The sequence below is a fragment of the Kitasatospora sp. NPDC096077 genome, assembly GCF_040303245.1.
Taxonomy (GTDB): Bacteria; Actinomycetota; Actinomycetes; order Streptomycetales; family Streptomycetaceae; genus Kitasatospora.
The window spans coordinates 14,105-38,217 of sequence record NZ_JBEOSV010000082.1; the positions used below are offsets into that span (position 1 = coordinate 14,105).

A 24,113-nucleotide genomic window follows, 5' to 3' on the forward strand; every position below is an offset into this window, starting at 1 on the left:
CCACTCCACCCCGCCCGCCCCCGGCTCTCCTGCCGCCCCCCTCGCCTACCCCTTGGCACTGCCGCGGCCCGCCCGCCGAACGACGCTAGCGTCGTTCGGCGCCCGGTTCGCGTGCGGGCAGGCCGCGGAGCAGCGTGCCGAGGAAGAGGTCGAAGCGGGGAGAGCCGTCACCGAGGTCGTGGGGGTGCTCCTGGGCGGCGAGCCAGCCGACGACGGAGGTGATGAAGACGTACCAGCTCTGTTCGGCGAGGTGGGGCGGGACGCCGGCGTCGGTGAAGGCCGCGATGACGGCGGCGCGCAGCCGCCCGAGGGCCGAGTCGGTGTGGCGGTGCGGCCGGGAGAGCCGGGTCGCGTAGCCGGGCAGGGCGAGGAAGGTGTCGTGCATGCCCCAGGCGAGGTCGGCGAGCCAGGGCCGCCACTCCTGGCCGTGGGGGCCGTCGGCGGGGAGGACCCGTTCGACCATCACCTCGTTGACGAGGTCGAGCAGTTGGTCGCGGTTGGCGACCCAGCGGTAGAGCGCGGCGTGGGTGACGCCGAGGCGCGTGGCGAGCTCCCGCATGGTCAGGGTGTCGAGGTTCCCGGCCGCGACGGCGGCGTCGACGATCTGCTCGCGGCTGATCCGTGCGGGGCGCCCCCGGCGTGCGGGGGTCGTCGGGGTGTCGGCCATGGTCAGGACTATACGAGGGCCGCCGTCGGGCACCCGTCACGAGGGTTTGCGTCCGGGGCTGGACGGGCGCGACTTATTAAGTAACCATTGGTAGCTAAGTGGGTCGGCCAATCGGCCGCCCGCCGACACCCATGCCGTCACGGAGCCGGGAGGACACGACGATGAAGGACAGGACCGTGGTCGAGAACGCAGTGCGGGGCACGGTGGCCGACGGCTTCGAGCCGGTGCGCGCGGAGTTCGCCGCCGTCGCGGCCGAGGAGGGCGGCGACCACGCCGCGCAGCTCACGGCCTACCGGTGGGGCGAACGCGTCGTGGACCTGTGGACCGGTCCGCAGACCACCGGGGACTCGCTGTTCGGCGCGTACTCCGCGTCCAAGGGCGCCGCGCACCTGGTCGTCGCCTCGCTCGTCCAGGACGGCGTGCTGGACCTGGACCGGAAGGTCAGCCACTACTGGCCGCAGTTCGCTGCGCACGGCAAGGGGGACCTCCTGCTGCGCGAGCTGCTGGCCCACCGGGCCGGCCTGGTCGGCACGGACGGCGGCTTCAGCGCCGAGGAACTCGCCGACGACCGGACCGTCGCCGAGCGCCTCGGCGCGCAGCGCCCGTACTGGCGGCCGGGCACCGCGTTCGGCTACCACGCGCTGGTCGCGGCGGCGCTCAGCGGCGAAGTGGTGCGCCGCGCCACCGGGTGCAGCGTCCAGGCGCTGTTCGCCGAGCGGGTGCGCGACCGCTACGGCGTCGACTTCCACCTCGGGCTGGCCGCGGCGCAGGAGCACCGCTTCCTCGACGCCCTGCCGATGACGGCGACCCCCGAGCGGCTGGCCGCCCTGGCGGCCGACGCGGGCGCCCCGAACAGCCTGTCCGGCATCGCCTTCAACCGCCACCACCCGCGCAACCCCGCGGTGTGGGAGCTGCCGAACATCCCGGCGGTCCGCACCTCGGGGACGGCCTCCTTCGGCGGCGTCGCCTCGGCGCGCGGCCTGGCCCGGATGTACGCGGCGGCGATCGGGCCGCTGGACGGGACGCCGCCCCTGCTCGCGCCGGAGACCGTCGCACTGGCCGGGCAGATCCAGTCCTCCGGCCACGACCTGGTCCTCGGCGTCCACAAGGCGTTCACCATCGGCTTCCACGCCACCGCCGAGTACCACCCCCAACTCGGCCAGGGCTCCTTCGGCCACAGCGGCGCGGGCGGCCAGCAGGCCTTCGCCGACCCCCGCAACGGCATCGCCTACGGCTACACCCGCCGCCGCACCCCGTTCCCCGCCGCGGCCGCACCCGAGAACGACCGCCTGATCCGCGCCCTGTACGCGGCCGCCGCCGCACGATGAACGCCTGGGGCGCGTCTGACAATTCGCGCGCCCGGCGGGAATTGTCAGACACGCCCTGTCGGCCGGGGGCGCTCGGGGCGGTCGTCGTGTTCCGCTCGGCCGTCGGAGCGCCTCGGCCGGACAGCGCCTAGAGTTGCGAGGCCCCTCCGTCGACGGGGAACTCCGCTCCGGTCGAGAAGGTCGCGTCGAACGCCAAGTACGCGACCGCGGCGGCGACTTCCTCGGGCGTCCCCAGCCGCTGCATCGGGTTGGTGCTCCGGTAGGTGTCCTTCATCCCCTCGACGACGTCGGCGGGCAGCGAGGAGCGGTCCAGGATGCCCGAGTCGATCGGGCCGGGGCTCACGGCGTTGACGCGCACCTTGCGCGGGAGCAGCTCGCGGGCCAGGGTGCGCGTCATCGACCGCAGGGCCGCCTTGCTCGCCGAGTAGACGCTGAGCGCGTCGAGGCCCAGGACGTTCACCACCGACGTGGTGAGGACCACACCGCTTCCCTCGCGCAACAGCGGCGCCAAGGCCTGCACGGTGAAGTACGGGCCCTTGACGTTGATGCCGAACAGCTCGTCGTACATCTCCTCCGTCGTCGAGTCGAACGGCGCGGACGCGGTGACGCCGGCGTTGACGAACAGCGCGTCCACCGTGCCGAACCGCTCCTGGACGGTGCCCGCCAGCGCCCTGACGTCCTTCAGGGACGCGGTGTCGCTCCGGACGGCGATCGCCCTGTTCCCCAACTGCTCCAAGGCCGCGTCCAAGGTGGCACCGGTGCGGCCGGTGATCAGTACGTGCGCCCCACCGGCCGCGAACAACCGGGCCGCGGCCAGGCCGATACCGCTGCTTCCGCCCGTGATCACGATCTTCTTGCCGTCGTAAGTGGTCATGTCCTCCAGTCAAATGTCCACCCGCGCACCGCGTCCAAGACCTGTTCCGCATGCCGCCATGCCCCGGGCGCATGACGGCGCACGACGTACCCTGGGCGGATGGACGTCGATCTGCGGCTCGTGCGCTACTTCACGGTCGTGGCGGAGTACGGCAACTTCGGCCGGGCCGCCACCAGGCTGCACCTGGCGCAGCCGTCGCTGAGCCGCCAGATCCAGCGGCTGGAAGCCGAGCTCGGTGTCCGGCTCCTCGACCGCTCGCCGCAGGGCAGCAGCCTCACCGACGCCGGTCGGGCCTTCCTCCCCAGGGCCCGGATCCTGCTCCAGGAGGCCGAGCAGGCCGCTCGCGCCGCCAGGGCCGCCGTCCAGCCCCGTACCCTCACCGTCGGCTACGCCGAAGGACTGGTCGTCACCGCCTGGGTGCAGGAACTGCGCCGCCGGCACCCCGACAGCCAGGTCCGCACCCGGCACCTCGACTGGCGGGACACGGACGCCCTCGCCGAGGGACGGATCGACGCCCTCGTCGCCTACCGGCCCCTGCCCCTGCGCCTGTTCGCAGGGGGCTTCCGGGTGACCAAGCTCCACGAGGAGTCGCGGGTACTCGTCACATCGGCAGGTCATCATCTGGCGAACGAGGAATCCGTCAGCCTGCGAGCCCTCTCGGACGAGGAGTTGGTGACCTGCGTCAGCACTCCGGTGGTCTGGAGCACGCCCAAGCCGGTCGGCGACCGCCCGGCACCGCCCCCGCCCGCGATCGACGACAGCTACGAGGACAAGCTGGAACTCATCGCCACCGGCCACTGTGTCGCGCTCTTCCCGGCCGGCGACCGACGCCCTGCCGTACGCGAGGACATCGCCCTGGTGCCCGTCCTCGACGCCGATCCCTGCGAGACCGTGCTCGTCACCCGCGCCGACGACCCCAACCCGCTGCTCGGATCGCTGGAAGACGTCGCACGGACGCTGGGAGAACGAACAAAGGTCTAGCGGCCGTCACTCCGACCCAGCACAATCGCTCGTGTGACGACCACCACGCATACTCCCCCGGCCACTCACAACACGCCCGTCGCGTGCGCCCGCGGGTTCCTGACCGGTGGTGTGGTCGGGGCGTCACTCGCCGCGCTCGTCGTGGGCACCGTCGTCGAGAACGCACCGCTGTTCGTCGCGGGGTTGGTGGTGCCCACGGTCTACGGGCTGCTGCTGTTCCTCGCCGGCATGCCCAGGCGTGCCCGGGAGGCGGCGGTCGTGCACCGCACGGCGCTCGCGAGGATCGAGAGCCTGGAGGCCGTCCGGGGCGAGTCGAGCGACGTGCCCGTGCGCTTCGAGCTCACCGTCGTACCGGACGACGGGCCGGCGTTCCGGGTGGGGACCACACAGGACATCAACCTCGTCGACCTGCCCGACTACCGGCCGCGCGGTGTCGTGGTGGTCGAGTACCCCCCGGACCGGCCGTGGCGGGTACGCATCGTCAAACGGCCGACGCCGCCGTGGGAGAAGCGGGCGGCATCCGCCCACCTCGAACCGGTGTCCGCGACGACCACCGTGGCCGCGCCCCCGGAGGGCTGTGCCTTCGGCTTCGCCGTGCTCCTCGGCCTGCTGCTCGGCGCGGCGGCCGTGGTCCTGCTCTTCCGCGCGGACCTCTTCGGCCGGGACGACAGCGCGCAGCCGCCGCCGTCCGTCCCGTCCGCGTCGTCGTCCACGTCCTCGACCGCCTCCTCGACCACGGTCGTCACGTCGGCGTCCGGAACGGTCACCCTGGGCGCGGGCCAGTCGTTCCTCGACAAGGGCGAGTTGGGCCGGGCCGTCGACACGCTCACCAAGGGTGGGGACGCGCGCCAGGCGCTCACCGTCGTCGTCGGGGAACGCCTGCTGTCGGTCGTGTTCGCGCCGACCGGCGCCCCGCAGACCCCGGCGTTCGACCCCCGGGCGCTGCCCTACGACCGTTTCCCCGCCCTGGTGGACGAGGCCGCGACCGCCCTCGGCGCCGGCTCCCCACAGACCTGGCAGATCACCGCCGAGCGCCTCACCGGCTCCCTCGTCATCAGGGTCGTCGTGACCGGGCCCGGGGGTACCGCGTCACTGGAGGCCGACGGGCGGGGCGACGTGGTGCGGCGTGCCGGGACCGCACGCTGAGGCACCCCCGGACGAGAGCAGGAGAGTCGGATGGATTGGATGGATTGGCACGGATACCTGGTCCCCTGGTGCGGCGTGTTCGGCGCGGCGGCGCTCGTCGGCTACGGGCGGTCGCTGGCCGGGATGACCCGGGCGCAGCGGACGGTCCGGGTGCGGGGGCGGATCGAGCGGGTGGACGAGCCCCGGCACGGGAGCTCCCCGGAGGACGGGATCGGCGTGGTCGTCTCCTTCCAGGACCCGGCCACCGGGCAGGAGTTCACCGTCACCAACGACGGTGAGCGCGGCGAGCGGATCCGCGTGGCCTGGACGGGCCGGGAGATCGGAGTCCGCTACCCGCGCGGCAGGCCCCACGCCTACCGGTTCGTCAACGACCCCTCCGAGGGCGGCCGCGGGCTCGGCTGGCCGACCTTCGCGCTCCTCCTCTGCTACGCCGGTCCGGTCACCGTCCTCGCGATCGACCGGGGCTGGCCGTGGGCCCTGCTGGGCTTCTGCGGACCGTGGGCCCTCTCCGGGGCGTACCACCTGCCCGGGAACATCCGCGACCGCAACCGCCGCCTCGACCGGCTGGCCGCGATGGCCGCCGTACCCGGGCGTTTCGTCGCCGTCCTCAAGAGCGTCACCGTCGACGACGACGGGTACACCTCCAGCCGCCTGGTGCCGGTCCTCGCCTTCACCACCCTCGACGGCCGGGCCGTCACGGCCTACTACGAGTCCAACCTGCCCGATGCCGCCGGAGCACGGGGCCTGGACGTCACGATCCACTACGCCCCCGACGACCCGGCGGTCTTCGTCCTGGACGTCGAGGCCGGACGCCGTTCCTGGAAGCTGGACATGGCCGTCAACGCGGTGGGTCTGCTGGTCGTGGCGACGGCGGCCGTGGTGGGGGCGGTCAAGCTGTGACCGGGTGCGGCCGAGCCCGCCCGGCGTCCGCCGGCGGGCGGGTTCAGCGGTCCACCGGGAGGCCGTCGCGTTGTTTGATCGGCTTCATGATGATCTGCGAGTTGACGGCGGTGGCGCCCGGCAGCCGGGTGAGGCGTTCGGTCCACAGCTTCTCGTAGGCGGCCAGGTCGGCGACCGCGACGCGGACCAGGCAGCCGGGGCTGCCCATCAGGCGGTAGGCCTCGACCACGTCGGGGATGGCGAGGAGGGCTTCCTCGAACTCGGCGACCGAGCGGGTGTCGCGCTCGATCGAGACCAGGACCTCGAAGCTGCGGCCGATGGCCTGGGGATTGACGATCGCCCGGTAGCCCTCGATCACGCCGTCCAGTTCCAGCTGGCGCACCCGGCGCAGACAGGGCGAGGCGGTCAGGCCGACGCGCTGGGCGAGCTCCTGGTTGGTCAGCCGGCCGTCGTTCTGGAGCTCGCGCAAGATGCTTCTGTCGATTGGGTCCACAGCGGCATTATGTACCACTGAAGACCGCGATCCGGGCAGTGATTTGCAACCCCATTGCGGCTGTTTCGCCGTAATCTTGCGGCCGGCGCCGATCGCGCCGCACCCCGCACCCTCGAAACGGACACCGCCATGCAGCTTGCCCTCCAGCCGTCGACCCGCGTCGAGCACGACCTGCTCGGCGAGCGCGAGGTCCCGTCCGACGCGTACTACGGCATCCACACCCTGCGGGCGGTGGAGAACTTCCCGATCACCGGCACCCCGGTCTCGGCCTACCCGGAGCTGGTCAACGCGCTGGCCTGCGTCAAGCAGGCGGCGGCGTCGGCCAATCGCGACCTGGACCTGCTGGCGGACGGCAAGGCCCGGGCCATCGTGGCGGCCTGCGAGGAGATCCGGGCCGGCCGCTTCCACGAGGAGTTCGTGGTGGACGTGATCCAGGGCGGCGCCGGCACCTCCACCAACATGAACGCCAACGAGGTGGTCGCCAACCGCGCGCTGGAGCTGCTCGGGCACGCCAAGGGCGAGTACCGCGAGCTGCACCCGCTGGAGGACGTGAACGCCGGGCAGAGCACCAACGACGTCTACCCGACCGCCGTCAAGATCGCGCTGTACTTCGCCGCCCAGGGCCTGCTGTCGGCCATGGCGGTACTGCGCGACGCCTTCGCCGACAAGGCCGCCGAGTTCTCCGACGTGCTGAAGATGGGCCGCACCCAGCTCCAGGACGCCGTGCCGATGACGCTCGGCCAGGAGTTCGCCGCGTTCGCGGTGATGCTGGAGGAGGACCGCAGCCGGCTGGCCGAGGCCTGCGCCCTGATCCGCGAGATCAACCTCGGCGGCACCGCGATCGGCACGGGGCTCAACGCCCACCCCGCGTACGCGGCCACCGCCTGCGCCCACCTCGGCGCGATCACCGGCATATCCCTGGAGGTGGCCGGCGACCTGGTCGAGGCGACCCAGGACGCCGGCGCGTTCGTCCAGCTCTCCGGGGTGCTCAAGCGGGTCGCCGTCAAGCTCTCCAAGACCTGCAACGACCTGCGGCTGCTCTCCTCCGGCCCCCGCACCGGCCTCGGCGAGATCAACCTGCCCGCCGTGCAGGCGGGTTCGAGCATCATGCCGGGCAAGGTCAACCCGGTGGTGCCCGAGGTGGTCAACCAGATCGCCTTCGAGGTCATCGGCAACGACCTCACCGTCACCTTCGCCGCCGAGGCCGGACAGCTCCAGCTCAACGCCTTCGAGCCGATCATCGCCCACAGCCTGCTGAAGAGCATCACCCACCTGCGGGCCGGCTGCCTGACCCTGGCCGAGCGCTGCGTCGCCGGCATCACCGCCAACCGCGAGCACCTCGCCCACCTGGTCGGACGCTCGATCGGCCTGGTCACCGCGCTCAACCCGCACATCGGCTACGAGAACGCCACCAGCATCGCGCAGGAGGCGCTCACCACCGGAACCTCCGTCCACGACCTGGTACTCGGCCGGGGCCTGCTCACCGAGGAGCAGCTGGGTGAGATCCTGCACCCCGACAACCTCGCCCGCCCGCACAGCAACTGAGGTACCGAAATGAAGCTGCCGATGTCTCCCGCGACTCCCCGCCGGATCGCCGACGACCACGTCACCCGGGTCGCCGTCGTCGATCCGTCCGTCTCCACCTGGCTGGGCCTGGCGCCGGAGGACGACCGGCTGCCCGACCTGTCGCCGGACGGCGCCGAGGAGGGCGCCCGGCTCGCCCGGGAGACCCTGGCCCGGCTCGACGCCCTCCCCCGACCGGACCGCGAGGCCGACCCGGCCGAGCTGACCTGCGCCCGGCTGCTGCGCGAGCGACTGACCGCCGAGCTGCGGGTGCACGAGGCCGGCGAGCACTTCCGCGCCGTGCGCAACCTGCAGACGCCGATGCACGCGCTGCGCAGCATCTTCACCATGATGCCCACCGCCACCGAGGACGACTGGGTGCCGGTGCTCGGCCGGCTGCGCAAGCTGCCCGCCGCGCTGGACGGCTACCGGGCCACCCTGAACGAGGGCATCGACCGCAAGCTGCTCGCCGCGCCCCGCCAGGCCGAGGTGCTCGCCGACCAGCTCACCGGCTGGACCGGCGGGCCGGCCGGCGGCCCCGGCTGGTTCGGCGACCTCGTCGCCCCGGCCCCGCAGCGGCTGCGCCCCGAGCTGGCGGCGGCCGCGAACGAGGCGACCGCCGCCGTCGCGGGGCTGCGGGACTGGCTGCGCGAGACCTACCGGCCCGCTGCCGAGGGCACCCCGGACGCGGTCGGCCGCGAGCGCTACCTGGTGATGGCCCGTCAGTACACCGGCGCCGACCTGGACCTCGACGAGGCCTACGGCTGGGCCTGGGAGGAGTTCCACCGGGTCTGGGCCCAGCTGCGGACCGCCGCCGCGCAGATCCTGCCCGGCGGCACCGTCCAGCAGGCCCGTGCCCACCTGGACGAGCACGGACACGGGGTGCAGGGCGCCGAGGCGATGCGGGACTGGCTGCAGGCGCTGCTGGAGGAGGCGATGGACGCGCTCGACGGGAGCCACTTCGACATCGCCGGCCCGCTGCGCCGGGTCGAGACCCGGATCGCCCCGCCCGGCAGCGCCGCCTCTCCCTACTACAGCAGCCCGAGCCTGGACTTCAGCCGCCCGGGCCGGGCCTTCCTGCCGGTGGCCGCCGGCGAGGAGCAGAAGACGTTCCGCAGCTGGCGACTGGTCAGCACCTGGTACCACGAAGGCGTGCCCGGCCACCACCTACAGCTCGCCTCCTGGACGGCGGCCGCCGAACAGCTGTCGCGCTACCAGGTGACCCTCGGCAAGATCAGCGCCAACGTGGAGGGCTGGGCGCTGTACGCGGAGCGGCTGATGGAGGAGCTGGGCTTCCTCACCGACCCCGGGCGGCGGCTGGGCTACCTGGGCAAGCAGATGATGCGGATCGTGCGCGTGATCATCGACATCGGCATGCACCTGAAGAGCGCCATCCCGGTCGCCTCCCCCTTCCACCCGGGCGAGCGCTGGACCCCTGAGCTGGCCACCGCGTTCATGGGCGAGTACGTCGGCCTGACCCCCGGTCACCTGGACAGCGAGATCGTCCGCTACCTCGGCCGCCCGGGCCAGGCGATCGGCTACAAGCTCGGCGAGCGCGCCTGGCTGGCCGGCCGCGAGGCGGCCCGCCGCCGCCAGGGCGCCGGATTCGACCTCAAGCGCTGGCACATGACGGCGCTGCGGCAGGGCTCGCTGGGCCTGGACGACCTGGAGGCGGCACTGGCGGCGCTCTGACCCGCCTGACGGGGAACAGGCAGCCCCGCTCGACGTTCCACTCGCTATGCGATGTGCTCGCGAATGATTTCGCCGATCCGCCGAGGAAGTCCGGGCGAGAACAATGAGTGTCCCATTCCCGGGATCGACTGGAATCGGGAATGCGGGATTTCCTCGGCGAGGGCGCGGCCGTGCGGGAGCGGGCGAAGGGGGTCTTCGGTGCCGTGCACGACCAGTGTCGGGGCCTTGATCGAGGACAGCGGCACCCGACGGTCCTCGGTCATCCGACGTCCGGCCAGGTCATGGTTGAGGGCCGCGGTGTGGTCGCCGGTCCGGTCGAAGGAGGCTTGCGTGAAACGCCGAGCGGCCGGCTCGTCGAACGGAAGGACGTCGCCGTTGAGCACACGCCACGTCTCCAGATTCGCCGTGACGTACTCGTCGCGAGTCCCCTGCGGGAGGGCGGCGCGCTGCGCAAGGTGGGTCAGGAAGCGTGCCGCGGGCGGCGGCAGGTCGCTCGGGTCGGGTGCCTGGCCGGCCATGGCGCGCGCCCAGGCCGGGCCCGCGCTGTGGCCCATCGGGCCGGTCATGATCGCGGTCAGGGTCAGCACGCGTTCGGGGCGGTGCACGGCCAGCCGACCGCCCCGCTGACCCCGTCCGAATACCGGAGGGCCCACGGTTCAGCGGCGCCACGACCGGAAGTGGGAGACAGCCACGGGCGCCGGATTCGAGAGGGCCGGGTCGGTCAGAGGAGGGCGCCGCCGGAGACCTCGACGCGCTGGGCGGTCATCCAGCGCAGGCCGTCGGACGCCAGCATGGCGATGGCGTCGCCGATCTCCTCGGGTTCGCCGACCCGGCCGAGCGCGGTCTGCCCGGCCAGTACCTGGCGCATCCCGGCGTCGTCCCGCATGGCGCCGCCGTTGAAGTCGGTGGCGGTCGGCCCCGGGGCGATGGAGTTGACCCGGATGCCCCGGGGGCCGAGTTCTGCGGCCAGGGTGCGGCTCAGGGCCTCGACGGCGGCCTTCGAGGCGGAGTAGACCGAGGTCGCGGGGCTGGTGTGGCGGGTCAACGACGACGAGACGTTGATGACCCGGGCATCCTGCGCCAGCAGCGGCACGAGCGACTGGATGAGGAAGAACGTGCCCCGCACGTTCGTGTCGAACACCGTGTCGAAGTCGTCGACCGTGACGGCTTCCAGCGGGCCGAAGACACCCACGCCGGCGTTGTTGACCACGACGTCGAGCCGCGAGGCCCCCCAACGCTCGAGCAGTGCGGCCAGCTCGGAGGTGAAGGCTCCGAAGGAGGAGACGTCGCTGATGTCGAGACGCAGGACAGCAGCGGTCCCACCCGCAGTGTGCACGTGCCGCGCCGTCTCCTCGGCCCCGGCCGCATCACCGCGATGAGTGACCACGACCCGCATCCCGCGCGCCGCCAGCGCGAGAGCCGTACTCCGGCCCAGACCACGGTTCGCACCGGTCACCAGGGCGGTCCTGTCGGCTGTCATCCGCTACTCCCTCATCACACGGCGCCGGAGAGGCATCGGGCACCGCCATCCGAGGCGAGTCACTCGACTCGCCTTTCCATGGCAGCGTAGGCAGGCCAAGAGAGGCGAGTCAAGTGACTCGCCTCGGATCTGGGGCATACTGCACGCATGGCAGCAGAGCTCTCCGCACACCACCGACGTCTCGCCCAGCAGAAGCGTGAGGCGATCATCTCCGCAGCCACGGACCTCTTCCTGAACCGCGGTTACGACGGCACGTCCCTCGCGCGCATCGCCGAAGGGGCGGCGGTCTCGAAGTCCACCCTGTTCAAGCAGTTCCCCACCAAGGCAGCCCTCTTCGAGGCCATCGTCACCGAGTCCTGGCAGCGTGACGCCGCAGACGCCGGCGCGCGACCCCAGGTCGGAGACCTGCGCTCCGGCCTGACCTCCATCGGCCACCGCTACGCCGACCTGATCGGCCGGCCCGGCATGACAGCCCTGTTCCGCATCGTCATCGCCGAACTGCCCCGCTTCCCCGAACTGGGGCGGATGCAGTTCCAACTCGGCAAGCTGCCCTACTTCACCTCGGTCCAGCGCTACCTGGAGGCGGAGCACGAGGCCGGCAACGCCGACGTCCCGGACGCCGAGAGTGCCGCCAACCAGTTCCTCGGGATGATCGCCAACTACGTCCTGTGGCCCCGCATGCTGCTGACCGACTGGAACCCCACAGCCTCCGACATCCGCCACGCCGTCGAGCAGGCGGTGGAGACCACGCTCGCCCGCTACGCCTCCGATCGACCGGCCTGATCCACGAGCCGGCCTTCGTACGCCGCCGGCGCGAACCGTAGGCCCCCGCCACCCTGCCCCGTTGTCCCCGTGGTCCGGCTGCGGCGTGGGTGGTGCGGTGGTCCCGGCCTGCGGCGAGGTGGATACGATCAGCGGGTAATCACACCGCAGGTTTGGATGACATGACTCACCCTCAACTGGCCGATCTCCTGGCCCATGTACGCGAGCACTCGCCCTTCTACCGCGACCTCTACGCCGGACTGCCCGACGACGTCGCCGACCTGTCAGCGCTGCCGCTGATCGACCACAGCGCCTACTGGGGCGCCCACGGCATCGAGAGCAGCGATCTGCTCACCGGCCCGCACCAGGACGGCATCGTCTTCAAGACCGGCGGCACCACCGGCGCGCCGCGCGTCTCGGTCTACACCCGCGACGAGTGGCGTGCGATGGCCCGGCGCTTCGCCGACGGGCTGCCCGCCGCCGGGGTGCGCGCGGGCGACCGGGCGGCCAATCTGTTCTACGCCGGGGAGCTGTACTCCAGCTTCGTCTTCACCCTCAACGCCTTCCAGGAGTCGCCCGTCCCGGTGGTGCAGCTGCCGATCGGCGGCGCGGCACCGTTGGACTTCACCGTCGAGACCCTGAGCGACTTCCGCGCCACGGTCATCTCCGCGCCGCCGACCTCGCTCTGCCGGCTGGCCCGCCGGGTGGCCGAGACCGTGGGGACGCTGCCGCAGGTCCGGCTGGCACTGTTCGCCGGGGAGGCCTTCTACGGCGACCAGTTGGCGCTGATGGCCACCGCCTTCCCGAACGCGCTGGTCCGCTCGATCGGCTACGCCAGCGTGGACGCGGGCATCCTGGCCGGGCCGGTGGCGGACGAGCCGGACACCCGGGTGCACGAGGTGTTCACCGCCGACAAGGTGATCGAGCTGCTCGACCCGGAGACCGGCGAGCCGATCACCGAGGAGGGCCGTGCGGGCCGGGTCGTCGCCACCGACCTGGTGCGTCGCCTGATGCCGGTGATCCGCTACCCGGTCGGCGACATCGCCGAGTGGGTCGACTACCCGCGACGCCGCTTCCGGCTGCTCGGCCGTTCCGAGGAGGGTGCCCGGGTCGGTGTGGTCACCGTCTATCTGGAGGACCTGCGGGCCATGGCCGCCCGGGCCGACCGGCGGGGTGTGGTCGGCGACCTCCAGGTCGTGCTCCGGCACCGCGAGGCCAAGGACGAACTGCTCCTGCGCCTGGCCGGCCCGGCCCGGTCGGCCGACTTCGAGCGGGAGTTGCTCGCCGTGCTGGATGAGGCCCGGCCGATGTTCGGCGCGGAGGTCCGGCAGGGGAACATCCACCCGCTCGCCTTCGAGTGGGTCGGCCCGGACGGACTGGACGTCAACCCGCGCACGGGCAAGCTGATCCGGCTCGTCGACCAGCGCGCGAACTGACGTCCTGGCTCGCGGGGAGCCGACAGGGGCGTGGGAAACCGGCAGGGGCGTGGGAAACCGAAACCCACGCCCCTGCCGGACCGTCAGAGAACGTCAGGAAACGTCAGCTGTTGCGGGGCCGCCGGTCCACGACGGCCAGCAGCTTCCCGCTCGCCGCCGTCTGCGCGAAGTCCGCGGCCGGTACGCGCTCCACGCGCAGCTCCACCAGCCGGTCCAGCTCCACCGCCGCCGCGAGGTCCGGGTACCCGTCCAGGAACTCCCGGGCGCCCGACGCGTCCTGCGGCCGGCCCTCCAGCCGGACGGTCAGGCTCTCGTTGGCGTCGTCGTCCTCGTCCAGCAGGATCTGCAGCGCGCCGTGGTGGTCCAGCCGCTCCTCCGCGACCTCCACGAACCGCCGGTAGTTGAGGAAGTAGCTGCCGCTGCGGAAGATGTCGCCGAAGCGCCCCAGCAGTTCGAAGCGCGGGGTGCGCCGACCGCACGGGCAGTCCTCGGTCAGCCAGCGCCCGAGGTCGCCGATCTCGTACCGGTCCAGCCGCTGCCCGCGCCGGGTGTGCGCGGTGAACACCAGCCGCCCGGCCTCACCCGCCGGCGCGGGCCGGTCCGCCTCGCGGTCGAGGATCTCCAGCGTGTGCAGTCCGCTGAACAGGTGGTACACCCGGTCCGGGGCGTCCGGGCACTGGTAGCCGAGCGGGCCGGCGTCCACGCTGCCGTACGCGCCGGCGCGGACCAGCTCGACCCCGAACTCCTCGCGCAGCCACTCGCGCTGGCGGGCCGGGAAGTGCTCGCCGCCGTAGAACAGCTTGCGCACACCGCGGTACTCGCGCAACAGGTCCGCGCCCTCGGTGAAGACCCGCAGCAGGTAGCTCGGCATGCCGAAAAGGGTGTTGACCCGGTGCTCGACCACCGAGCGGGCGACCGCCGCGTGGTCGTCCTGCGCCATCATCGGGTACTGGACCGCCCCGAGCGTCTCCAGCACCGAGTAGAAGCTGGAGAACCCGCCGTACAGCTGCCCGCCGAAGAAGAGGTTCATCGACCGGTCGGTCCGCGGGTCGAACCCGGCCGCCAGCAGGCCCTCCGCGCCGGAGCGCATGTGCTCGTGGTAGTCGTCCCAGCTGAACGCGGAGAGCTTGGGGGCGCCGGAGCTGCCGCCGCTGCGGAAGAAGACCTCCGCACGGCTGAGGTCGGTCTGCAGCCGCTCGAACTCGGTCTTGACGGTCACCGCGACCGCCGGGGGCGTGAGTTCACGCGCACCGACCAGGTCGTCGAGGCAGGCGTCGCCGGCGAACCGCCCGTCCAGCTGGACGTCCACCCGGCGGCTGTAGCGCTGCAGCGCGTACACGCCGTCGTGCGGCTCGCCGTCGTAGCTGCCGAGCATTCCGCCGGGCACCGTCACCCGCAGGACGCCCGCCGCCAGCACGGCACCGGCCAGCTCCGCGGTGTCGGTGCGGCTCGCGCCGATCCCGGCGGTCTGCAGGTAGCGGCGCATCGGGCGCAGCACCTCGGCGATCCGCTTGCGCGGCAGCGGCTTGACCCAGACCGTGCGGTGCAGCGGCGAGGCGCGCAGCGCGCTGCGGGTGTCGGCGAGCACGTGCCAGCTCGCGTCGGGGGCGGCGTGCACCTTGGTGAGCCCGAGGTGCTCCTCCAGCCGGGCCACCAGGACGGTGTTGGTGATCTCGGCGCTCTCCAGCGGGTCCCGGTCGTGCGGTGCGGGTGCGCGGGCGGCGAGCACGGCGGCGAACCGCTCGGCGAAGGCGAAGAGTTCGTCCTCGTCCTCGGTGTCCAGGTACACCACCTGCGGGCTGGCGCAGGCCTGCTGTTCGAGGCGGCAGATGTCGTCGGCGATGCCGTCCAGCGTCTCGGGGGCGGACCAGGCGTCGGCCGTCAGATAGGCGAAGGAGAGCTTCGGACCCCAGTCGACCAGCCGGCAGCCGGCGGGTATCAGCGCGGAGATCGAGGCTATCGCCTCCTCGCCGCCCCACGCGGCGACGGCGTCGGCGGCCGCGCACAGCCGCTGGAGCCAGTCGGTACGCGAGGAGGGGAAGCCGAGCACCACGATCTGCCGGGCGATCGCCCCGGTCTCGTCGAACTCGGCGACGGCGGCGAGCAGTTCGTGGGTGAACCGCTCCCGGCCGCTGGTCTTGACGACGTTGAGGTTGCCCGCGAGCAGGCCCTCGATCACGGTGAAGGCCCCGGCGGCGGGTGCGTTGCCCGGCGCGATGTGCACCAGCAGGCCGACCGGCAGCCAGCCCTCGAAGATCTCCCGGCGGAAGTCGAAGCGCGCCAGCCGCCCGGGGTCGGAGCCGCCGAGCTCGCGGGTCAGCTTGGCCTCCAGCGCCTCCCGGGACAGGGCCTCGATCAGGTCGCGCATCGTCCGCGAGGTCTCGTCCTCGGGCACGCCCGCCTCGCGCAGCAGACCCGCCAGCCGGACGGAGTGCTCGCTCGCCGGGTCGGCCAGCGCGACGGCCAGGCGGTCGCAGGCGGCGAGCACGGTGATCGGGCTGAGCCGCTCGGCCAGCGCGCCGGCGGCGTACTCGTCGAGGCGCTCCAGGCGGGCCGCCGCCTCCGCGTCGTCCACCCACGCGCCCTGCCAGTAGTGCTGAGTCACTTCTTCCCCTCGGTCTTGAGCAGTTCTGCGGCGGCGACGGCGCAGCTGCGGTTGCGGCTGAGCCCGGCCCGCCCGAGCACCTCGAACCAGGGCGTGGCCAGGCCGCAGCCGCACTCCTCCGGCGCGTGCTGGGTGACCAGGTCGCCCATCAGCACGGACTGGGCCGGCGCCGAGGTGATGTACGGCGAGATGAACTGGGGGTAGCCGCTCTCGCCGTACGGCAGCGGCTGGAGCGTGCGCACGTCGCGGACCAGCAGACGGGCCCAGACCGGGACGTGCAGACGGTGGTTGGGGCACTCCATGTGCAGGACGGAGTGCTCCACCGCGCCGTAGCCGTCGCGGATCCGCTCGTCCGGGATGCCGAGCTGCTCGTGGATGCGCCGGTACAGCTCCGGCTTGGCGACCTGCTTGTCCGCTTCGCCCTTCCAGCCGCCGCCGAAGGCCACCAGCGACTCCGGGTTCAACTGGAGCGGCGGCAGGCCGAGTTCGCGCATCCGGTCCAGCGTGAAGGAGAGGAAGGCGGGGAAGCCGAGGATCCGGACCGGCGCGCCCTCCTCGGCGAAGCGGATCAGCGCGCGGACGCAGCCGAACGGGTCGAACTCGTGGCCGCTGCCGGTGTGCTTGAGCGCGTACTCGACCGAGCGGACGGGGGCGAAGTGGCACAGGTACTCGTCGGTGAACGAGGTGCCGAGGTTCAGGCCCGGCCGGGGCTGGTAGTTGGAGAGCAGGTAGTTGACCGGCTCGTCGCCCTCGGACGTGATCCAGCCGTAGTGGTCGAAGACCCGGGCGACCATCCGCTGGCCGTTGCGCAGGGTGAAGTCGTCGAAGGCCATCTGCGACTTCTGGCCGGTAGTGCCGGAGGAGGTCAGGGTCAGCAGCGAGTCCTCGCGCGGCAGCGACAGCACCTCGTGCAGCTTGAAGAAGTTGGCGTGCACGAACGGCAGCCGGTGGAGGTCCTCGACGGACTCCAGGGTGTGCCCCTCGGCCGCCCACAGCCGACCGAAGAAGGGCGAGCGCTCGGCGTGCCAGGCGTTGATCTCGTTCATCGCCGCCGTGAACAGGGCGTCCACGTCGTCCCCGACGCGGTACGGCTCGGCCAGGTCGGCCAACTGCTGCACGTGGGCGAGTGCTTCGGGGTCCGGTACCGAGACCGGTTGGAGGTACTTGTTCATTGGAATATCCCGTGGGTGTCGAGGTGCTGCTGCTTCCACAGCTCGATGTACTGCTCGGTGAACGGCTGGAACGCGGCGTCGATGGCCAGGCCCCGGAAGTCCAGCGGCTGCAGGATCCGGGCCAGCACCACGTAGTCGCGGAAGCCCTCGCCCTCCCGGCGCATCGCCGGGTAGGCCGCCACCGGCAGGAAGCCGTGCCCGAGCAGCCGGCGCAGCGAGTGGTAGCTGTCCAGCGGCACCAGGGCCTCGATGTACCGGGCGCCGTGCGCGGCCAGCCGGTCGGTGACGGTGTCGAGCTCCTCGCCGATCTCCGCGAGCTCGATGCCGATCAGCGTGCAGTACCCGTCGGCGGGGCTGAGGTGCGCGTACACCTCGTAGGCGCCGTCGGCAGCGGAGAGCATGACGTTCGGCTCGTGGAACGGGTAGAAGGACTCCCCCAGCCCGCCGAACCGGCGGCTCACGAAGGCCGGCGCGTCGATGAACTCCAGCTCCCGGACGACGCTCCCGCCCTTGCGCGGCCTGGGCAGCGGCTCGTCCACGAGCTCCGGTGGCTGCGCGGGCCCCGGCACGTCCGCCAGCGCCCGGACCAGCCCGCCGAGCGCGGCCGGGACCTTGTGCACCGGAAGGCGCCGCTCCAGCACGCCCGCGCGGTGCTTGGCCAGCAGCACCATGGTCTCGTGCCAGGCGGCCTTGCGCAGGTTCGGCAGCACGCCGAGCGCGCGGAAGCCGGACTTCAGGCAGATGCGCTGCGGGGCGGTGGTGTCGGTCCGGGCGGTCGCGTACACGGAGTCGACCGGGTGGTCGCCGGTCAGCAGCTGGTCGGCGAGCTGCTGCACGGCGAGGTTGGCCGCGCCGAGCCCGCGGGCGTCGGGATGGATCACCAGACCCTGCAGCTTGCCGATCCTCGCGGTCGGGTCGACCGTGCCGAGGATGGACCCGAACAGCCGGTCGCCGCCGGGCTCCCGGGCCACCAGCCAGGTGGTGTCCGGCGCCGTGATCTCACGGGCCATCACCTCGGGGTCGGTGCCGAGCGGCAGCGCGTAGCTCCGCCCGTACACCTGGCGATAGAGCGTCAAGAGACCGTCCACGTCATCAAGACGGGCCGGTATGAATTCGAGGGCCAAGTCGCCTCTCCCAAAAGGCGGCGCGAACACGGTTCATCGCGCGCGCACCACGAAAGAAACTTAAGTCGCAAGTAGGCATGCCCGGTCGGAGCAGCCACATTGCCGCTCCACCACACTAACGCCACGCATCGGCGCACCAGGCCGCCATGGTGCTAAAAGGCCGTCAGAGGGCGCGGATGCGACGAGAATCACAGGCCCCCGAAATATGGTTGAAATTGAACCGATGAACTTCGGCTGAACGTTGTCCGGTCATTCGTCGACCGATCGTCACGGATTGGCCCAGCTGTTGCGGGCTGCCCGGTGATGCTTCTCGACGACCTGCGCGCGCCGGGCGCAGGGACCGTGTGCGCACGGGCTCTTGCCGTGCTGCGGGTGCTCCTGTGCGCGGGGAGGGTGGCGCCCCTCGGCGGTGTGCGGCGGGAGAGGGTCGGCCGTGTCGGGCGTCGGGCCCGGCGCCGGGCCGTTCCCGGGTCCGGGGGTCCGGGTCCGGTTCGGTGGTGTTGTGGTGTTTCGGTGCTGTAGGGAGTGCTGTGTCCGGATCATCGTTGTGGAGCCGGCCGCTCGTGGAACTGTTCGACGAGCAGGCCCGGCGGCGTCCGGGGAACGTGGCGATCGACGCCGACGGGCGGCGGTGGACCTATGCCGAGCTCGCCGGTGGCGCGCAGCGGTGTGCGCGCGGTCTGCGGCGGCGGGGGGTGGTTCCCGGGGCGGTGGTCGGCGTGGCCGGCCCGCGCGGCGCGGACGCCGTTCTGGCGATCCTGGGGGTGGTCTACGCGGGGGCGACGTACCTGCCGGTGGACGGGGTGCTCCCGCCGGCCCGGGTGCGGGCGATGCTGCGGCTCGCCGGGGCGGGGCTGGTCGTCCGGCTGCCCGGCACCGACGTGCCGGTGGACGGCGGGGCCGACGTCGTGGACCTCGCGGACGTCCTGGCGGACGGCGGCGCCGGTTCCGGGGCGCCGGAGCCGCCGGAGCTGCCGGGTGCGGCCGACGCCGCGGCGACCCCCGCCTATGTGATGTTCACCTCCGGGTCGACCGGGGAACCGAAGGCGATTCCCGCACCCCAGCGGGGAGTCGCGCGGATCGCGCTGGACAACGGGTTCATGGACGTACGGCCCGACGACCGGGTCCTGCACGCCGCGTCGCTGTCGTTCGACGCGTCCACCCTGGAGATCTGGGCGACACTGCTCAACGGCGCGTGCCTGGTGCCGGTCGAGCAGCAGGTCCTGCTGGCCCCCCACGAGCTGCACCGACGCGTCGAGCGCGAGCGCGTGAGCGTCATGTGGCTGACCGCGAGCATCTTCCACCACGTCGCGAGGGAGCGTCCGCAGACCTTCACCGGCCTGCGGTACGTCCTGGCCGGCGGGGAGACGATGCGCCCCGACGCGGCGCGGCGCGTGCTGGCACACGGGCGGCCGCTGCACCTGCTCAACTGCTACGGCCCCACCGAGACCACGGTCTTCAGCCTCACCCACGAGATCCGGGACCTCGACCCGCGGGCCACCGCCGTGCCGATCGGCCGCCCCGTCGCCGACACCGTCTGCCATGTGCTCCGCGAGGACGGCACGCCCGCCGGGCCGGGTGAGGAGGGCGAGCTCTACGTCGGGGGCGGCGGCGTCGCCCGCGGCTACCTGGGCAACCCGCGGGAGAGCGCCGAACGCTTCCGCGTCGCCCCGGACGGCGGGGCCGACCGGGAGGGTAGCGGCGGCGGCCGACAACTCCTGTACCGCACCGGCGACTTCGTGCGCCGCAGACCCGACGGGCTGTACGAGTTCCGCGGGCGGCGCGACGACCAGGTCAAGGTGCGCGGCTTCCGGATCGAGCCGGAGGAGATCCGCGCGGCCCTGGTCGACCACCCCGGCGTCGCCGACGCCGTCGTGCTGGCCCACGAGGACGACACCAGCAGGTACCTGGCCGCCCACGCGGCCGGCCGGGACCCGGACGCGCCGCCCACCGAGGCGCAGCTGCGAGCGCACCTGGCCGAGCGGCTCCCCGCCTACATGGTCCCGGCCGTGATCACCGTGCTGGACCGGCTCCCGCTCCTGGCCAGCGGCAAGGTCGACCGCGCCGCTCTCCTCGCTGCGCGGCCCCGGCCGGACGTGCCGATCGCACCGGACAGGCCGGACAGGCCGGACAGGCCGAACACCCCGGACACCCCGGACGACGGCGCCCGACCGCAATCGACCCGCCAGGCGGTGGCCCAGGCATGGGCCGCCGCACTGCCGGGAACGGCCGCGGGCGCCGGGAGCTTCACCGACTGCGGCGGCAGCTCGCTCCACGCGGCCCAGCTGGTCATCCGCCTGCAGCACCGCCTGCGGATCGGCAGCGCACACGGCTACCGGCTGGTCACGGCCCTGCTCGCCGAGCCGACGATGGCCGCGTTCACCGCCGCGGTCGAGCGCATCGTCGCCGGGCCGGCGCAGAGCACCGCGACCGCCGACAGGTGGCGCAAGGACCTGGCCTGGGACGCGCCGCCCGTCCTCGCCGAACCTCCCGTCCCGCGCTGGCGGGCCCCGCGCACCATCCTGCTCACCGGCGGCACCGGATTCCTGGGCGCACGCCTGCTCGACGAGCTGCTGACCAGGACCGACGCCGACGTCCACGTCCTGGTCCGTGCGCGCGACACCGGCCACGCCCGCGAGCGCCTCGCCCGGGCACGGGCCCGCTACGCCATCGCCGGCGCCCTGCCCGACGACCGCGTCCACCCCCTGCCGGGAGACCTGGCCCTCCCCCGCCTCGGCCTCGCCGACGCCGACTGGGAGCACCAGGCCGCCACCGCCGACGCCGTCCACCACTGCGGCGCCCACGTCAACTTCCTCTACCCCTACGAGCAGCTGCGCGCGCCGAACGTCGACGGCACCCGCGAGATCATCGCCCTCGCGGCGCGCCGCGCGATCCCGCTGCACTACGTCTCCACCGTGGGCGTGGCCGGGGGCATCGACGCCCTGGGGGTGCACCACCTCAGCGAGGACACCCCGGTCGACCACGTCGAACTGCTGTCGACGGGGTACTGGGAGAGCAAGTGGGTCGCCGAGCAACTGATCCGCGACGCCGCGGCCCGGGGGCTTCCCACCGCGATCTACCGCCCGTACGACATCTGCGGGGACACCGTCACCCACACCTGGGACCCCGCCGCGGCGATCTCCCAGTTCTTCAGGATCATCGTCGAACTGGGCCTGGCCCCCGACTCGGACCTGCCGCTGAACCTCGTACCGTCCGACTTCGTCGCCCGGGCCGTCGCCCACCTGAGCCTCACCCAGCCCGCCCGCGGCCGGACCTTCCACGTCGTCAACCCCCGCGCGGGCCTGCTCGACGCCCTCCTGGACAGGCTCCGCGCCCACGGCTACCCGGTGCGCGCCGTCCCCTACCGCGAGTGGTCCCGGACGATGGCCCGGCACCTGGCCGACAACCCCGACCACCCGTTCGGCCCGTTCGAGCCGCTGTTCACCAATCCGGCCGCGACCCGCGACATCACGGTGGCCGAGCTGTCCGCGCACTTCCCCCGGATGGACCACAGCAGGACCGACGCCGGCCTGGCGGGGTCGGGGATCAGCTGCCCGCCCGTCGACCGGGTCCTCCTGGACAACATGATCCGCTCCTTCCGCCGCACCGGGTACTTCCCTCCACCCGCCGCCCCCGCCCCGACGGCCCTGCGGTAGGCCCGCGCACCCGCCGCCCCGACGATCGCTCGAGGCGGCGGGCGGTGGGGCGGCCGTCAGTCGGCGCCGCCGGCGGGCAGGAGCAGGAGCTTCCCGTGGGCATGCCCGGTCAGGCTGATCTCAAGGGCCTTGCGCCAGTCCGCGAGGGGGAAGGTTCCGGCCACCGGCACGGAGAACCTGCCCTCCGCGGCCAGCTGTGCGAACTCGGGGAAGGCGCCGAAGAGTTCGTCGTCGGTCCGCTTCGCGGGGTCTTCGTGAAAGGTGTCGCGCACCCCGAGCTCCGGCGCTGCGGCCAGGTCGGAGCAGGTCAGCACACGCCGGGGATCGCCACCGACGACCTTCACGAGTTCGGGCAGGGCGCCGCTCGGCGGCGCGGTGTCGAAGGCGAGGTCGACCCGGCCGACGCCGAGGGCCTCGACCCGTTCGGTCAGGCCTTCGCCGTAGCCGACCACCGTGGCTCCCAGGTCGCGCAACCGCTCGGCGTAGGTCTGTCCGGCGGTCGCGATCACCCGCGCCCCGCGGACGAGGGCGATCTGCACGGCCGCGTGGCCGATGGTGGTTCCGGCACCGTTGACCAGGACCGTGCGGTCCGCGATCGAGCCGAGTCGCGCGAGGTGCCAGGATGCGGTGCTCAGCGCCATCGGGAGCGCGGCGGCCCGGGTGAGGTCCAGGCCCTCCGGCACCGCGAACCAGTGGTCCAGCACGGCGCGGTCCGCCGCGCCGGCGCTCGGCTGGCGGGTGAAGTCCGCGGTGCCGAACACCCGGTCGCCGACGGCCACGTCCGTGACGCCCGCGCCGACGGCCTCGACGATGCCCGAGACGTCGCAGCCGATGCCGCGCGGCAGGGTCCCGGGGAAGAGCCCGCGGCACAGCGCCCAGTCGGCCGGGGCCAGTCCGCACGCGTGCACGGCGACCCGGATGCGGCCGGGTCCCGGCTCGGGCACGGGAGCGGTCTCCAGGCGCAGGACGTCGGCGGGCTCGCCGTTCTGGTGGAAACGCACTGTGCGCATGGTGCCCGGCGCGGAAGCGGGTTCGGACATGAGGTCCCCTCCAAGGTTAATCGGAACGCGTTCCGTTTGACTCGGGCTTAGACTACCCCGACGACCGACTCAAATGGAACGTGATCCGTTTAGACATGACCGCCGAACCGTCCCCGGAAGCCCACCAGCCGCTGCGCGCCGACGCCGCGCGCAACCGCGAGACCGTGCTCGCGGCGGCCACCCGCGCCTTCGCCACCTCCGACACCGAGCCGTCGATGCGCGCGATCGCCCGACAGGCGGGCGTCGGCGTCGCCACCGTCTTCCGCCACTTCCCGACCCGGGAAGCCCTCGTCGACGCCGTCTACCAGGACCAGGTCGTCCGACTGACCGCCGGGGCGAGCGAGTTGCTCGCCGACCACCCGCCCGCCCGGGCGCTGCGCCTGTGGATGGACCTGTTCGCGGAATGGCAGGCCACCAAGCACGGCATGACCGACACCCTGCTCGCCATGATCGATTCCGGCGAGATCTCCCTCGCCCACACCCGACAGGAGCTCCTGTCGGCCATCACCACGATCCTCGACGCCGGCGCCACCACCGGGGACATCCGCCCCGACGCCCGCGCGGACGACGTCTCGGCCGGCATCCTCGGCATGCTCGCCGTCGCCGCCAGGTCCGGAGAACCCGCACAGGCCCAGCGCCTGCTCGACCTGCTCATGGACGGCCTCAGACCGCACTGAGTCCGGGAGCACGGGAGCGACAGCCACAGGCGGGTGGCGAAGGCCCGGCCGACGCCGGGGGAGCGAAAAGGCTGGTAGGTGGGGTCGACGGACCCGGGTAACGTTCCGTAGATCACTTCACATCGTTGACCGGAGACCCTGACCGTGAGCAAGAACATCAACAACCCCGTGGGCATGGGTGGCGGCCAGCGCAAGAGGCTGTCCCGCACCGAACGGCAGAACAACGGTCCGCACCGCAACCTCGACCGCCAGGGTGCGGCCGACCAGAAGGCGGAGCTGGTGCGAAAGATGCGCGACAAGGCGGGCACGGCCGAAGACGCCGCGCAGACGGGCGACGACACCGCACAGAGCTGACGCACCGCCGCCGCAGGGGGCACGCGGCAGGGCCCGGACCGCGACGCGCGGTCCGGGCCGACTAGGCCCTGTCCGGCCGATCTTGGCGGATCAGCGCGCGGCGTTGGGCGCCCGGCTGGGCGTGCGCCCGAGTCGGCCTCGTACTGGACGTAAAGATAGGGAG

General features: G+C 72.7%; 20 protein-coding genes. 11 read left to right on the plus strand and 9 right to left on the minus strand.

The genetic code is table 11. The annotated features are described in order from the left end of the window. Positions 1-85 precede the first annotated feature (85 nt). Positions 86-667: a TetR family transcriptional regulator gene (locus ABTZ03_RS38775; RefSeq protein ID WP_350517918.1), complete on the minus strand. Its 582-nt coding sequence runs from the start codon at positions 665-667 to the stop codon at positions 86-88. 161 nt (positions 668-828) lie between these two features. On the opposite strand from ABTZ03_RS38775, the gene ABTZ03_RS38780 reads away from it, so the two are divergent. Beyond that, positions 829-1,995: a serine hydrolase domain-containing protein gene (locus ABTZ03_RS38780; protein WP_350517919.1), complete on the plus strand. Its 1,167-nt coding sequence runs from the start codon at positions 829-831 to the stop codon at positions 1,993-1,995. A gap of 127 nt (positions 1,996-2,122) precedes the next feature. Here ABTZ03_RS38780 and ABTZ03_RS38785 read toward each other — a convergent pair whose 3' ends face one another. After that, a complete protein-coding gene (locus tag ABTZ03_RS38785; RefSeq protein WP_350517920.1) occupies positions 2,123-2,869 on the minus strand; it encodes an SDR family oxidoreductase in 747 nt (248 codons plus the stop codon). A 99-nt stretch (positions 2,870-2,968) separates the two neighbouring features. On the opposite strand from ABTZ03_RS38785, the gene ABTZ03_RS38790 reads away from it, so the two are divergent. The 3 genes from ABTZ03_RS38790 to ABTZ03_RS38800 are packed head-to-tail and all read left to right on the plus strand — an operon-like array spanning position 2,969 to position 5,896. Further along, positions 2,969-3,850: a LysR family transcriptional regulator gene (locus tag ABTZ03_RS38790; protein WP_350517921.1), complete on the plus strand. Its 882-nt coding sequence runs from the start codon at positions 2,969-2,971 to the stop codon at positions 3,848-3,850. A gap of 33 nt (positions 3,851-3,883) precedes the next feature. Beyond that, on the plus strand, positions 3,884-4,996 hold the full coding sequence (locus ABTZ03_RS38795) for a hypothetical protein (protein WP_350517922.1): 1,113 nt from the start codon (positions 3,884-3,886) through the stop codon (positions 4,994-4,996). A 39-nt stretch (positions 4,997-5,035) separates the two neighbouring features. Further along, complete coding sequence (locus ABTZ03_RS38800) at positions 5,036-5,896, plus strand: DUF3592 domain-containing protein (protein ID WP_350517936.1); 861 nt, start codon at positions 5,036-5,038, stop codon at positions 5,894-5,896. 43 nt (positions 5,897-5,939) lie between these two features. Here ABTZ03_RS38800 and ABTZ03_RS38805 read toward each other — a convergent pair whose 3' ends face one another. After that, complete coding sequence (locus ABTZ03_RS38805) at positions 5,940-6,389, minus strand: Lrp/AsnC family transcriptional regulator (protein ID WP_350517923.1); 450 nt, start codon at positions 6,387-6,389, stop codon at positions 5,940-5,942. A gap of 129 nt (positions 6,390-6,518) precedes the next feature. On the opposite strand from ABTZ03_RS38805, the gene aspA reads away from it, so the two are divergent. Then, positions 6,519-7,934, plus strand: coding sequence for an aspartate ammonia-lyase (aspA, locus tag ABTZ03_RS38810; RefSeq protein WP_350517924.1), 1,416 nt, complete (start codon positions 6,519-6,521; stop codon positions 7,932-7,934). A 21-nt stretch (positions 7,935-7,955) separates the two neighbouring features. Then, positions 7,956-9,644, plus strand: a complete 1,689-nt coding sequence (locus ABTZ03_RS38815; RefSeq protein ID WP_350517925.1) for a DUF885 domain-containing protein — start codon at positions 7,956-7,958, stop codon at positions 9,642-9,644. A 44-nt stretch (positions 9,645-9,688) separates the two neighbouring features. Here ABTZ03_RS38815 and ABTZ03_RS38820 read toward each other — a convergent pair whose 3' ends face one another. Together ABTZ03_RS38820 and ABTZ03_RS38825 are read right to left on the minus strand one after the other, a co-directional pair. Then, a complete protein-coding gene (locus ABTZ03_RS38820) occupies positions 9,689-10,231 on the minus strand; it encodes an alpha/beta fold hydrolase (protein WP_350517926.1) in 543 nt (180 codons plus the stop codon). Between the two features lie 134 nt (positions 10,232-10,365). Then, entirely contained in the window at positions 10,366-11,124 is a 759-nt protein-coding gene (locus ABTZ03_RS38825; protein WP_350517927.1) for an SDR family NAD(P)-dependent oxidoreductase, read from the minus strand. Positions 11,125-11,271: 147 nt separating this feature from the next. Here ABTZ03_RS38825 and ABTZ03_RS38830 point away from each other — a divergent pair, with 147 nt between their 5' ends. Both ABTZ03_RS38830 and ABTZ03_RS38835 read left to right on the plus strand, forming a co-directional pair. Then, on the plus strand, positions 11,272-11,907 hold the full coding sequence (locus ABTZ03_RS38830; protein ID WP_350517928.1) for a TetR/AcrR family transcriptional regulator: 636 nt from the start codon (positions 11,272-11,274) through the stop codon (positions 11,905-11,907). A 161-nt stretch (positions 11,908-12,068) separates the two neighbouring features. Further along, the gene (locus tag ABTZ03_RS38835; protein WP_350517929.1) at positions 12,069-13,322 is read left to right on the plus strand and encodes a phenylacetate--CoA ligase family protein; all 1,254 of its coding nucleotides are present in this window, start codon (positions 12,069-12,071) and stop codon (positions 13,320-13,322) included. 103 nt (positions 13,323-13,425) lie between these two features. Here the strand turns inward: ABTZ03_RS38835 and ABTZ03_RS38840 are convergent, their stop codons facing one another. From ABTZ03_RS38840 to ABTZ03_RS38850, 3 genes are read right to left on the minus strand one after another with little or no spacing between them, the layout of a single operon-like run. Continuing rightward, positions 13,426-15,927 (minus strand): acyl-CoA reductase, encoded by a 2,502-nt coding sequence (locus ABTZ03_RS38840; protein ID WP_350517930.1) that lies wholly within the window; start codon positions 15,925-15,927, stop codon positions 13,426-13,428. Then, a complete protein-coding gene (locus ABTZ03_RS38845) occupies positions 15,924-17,099 on the minus strand; it encodes a LuxE/PaaK family acyltransferase (RefSeq protein ID WP_350517931.1) in 1,176 nt (391 codons plus the stop codon). The genes ABTZ03_RS38840 and ABTZ03_RS38845 overlap by 4 nt, the downstream gene beginning before the upstream one ends. Beyond that, complete coding sequence (locus ABTZ03_RS38850) at positions 17,096-18,175, minus strand: GNAT family N-acetyltransferase (protein WP_350517932.1); 1,080 nt, start codon at positions 18,173-18,175, stop codon at positions 17,096-17,098. Before ABTZ03_RS38850 ends, ABTZ03_RS38845 begins: the two co-directional genes overlap by 4 nt. A 611-nt stretch (positions 18,176-18,786) precedes the next feature. On the opposite strand from ABTZ03_RS38850, the gene ABTZ03_RS38855 reads away from it, so the two are divergent. After that, positions 18,787-21,879: an amino acid adenylation domain-containing protein gene (locus tag ABTZ03_RS38855; protein ID WP_350517933.1), complete on the plus strand. Its 3,093-nt coding sequence runs from the start codon at positions 18,787-18,789 to the stop codon at positions 21,877-21,879. Positions 21,880-21,935: 56 nt separating this feature from the next. On the opposite strand, the gene ABTZ03_RS38860 is transcribed toward ABTZ03_RS38855, so the two are convergent. Then, positions 21,936-22,889 carry an NADP-dependent oxidoreductase gene (locus ABTZ03_RS38860; protein ID WP_350517937.1) on the minus strand — a complete coding sequence of 318 codons (954 nt, stop codon included), beginning with the start codon at positions 22,887-22,889 and terminating at the stop codon, positions 21,936-21,938. 125 nt (positions 22,890-23,014) lie between these two features. On the opposite strand from ABTZ03_RS38860, the gene ABTZ03_RS38865 reads away from it, so the two are divergent. Both ABTZ03_RS38865 and ABTZ03_RS38870 read left to right on the plus strand, forming a co-directional pair. Then, positions 23,015-23,596 (plus strand): TetR/AcrR family transcriptional regulator, encoded by a 582-nt coding sequence (locus ABTZ03_RS38865; protein WP_350517934.1) that lies wholly within the window; start codon positions 23,015-23,017, stop codon positions 23,594-23,596. 138 nt (positions 23,597-23,734) lie between these two features. Next, the gene (locus tag ABTZ03_RS38870) at positions 23,735-23,950 is read left to right on the plus strand and encodes a DUF6243 family protein (protein ID WP_350517938.1); all 216 of its coding nucleotides are present in this window, start codon (positions 23,735-23,737) and stop codon (positions 23,948-23,950) included. The last annotated feature ends 163 nt before the right edge of the window (positions 23,951-24,113 follow it).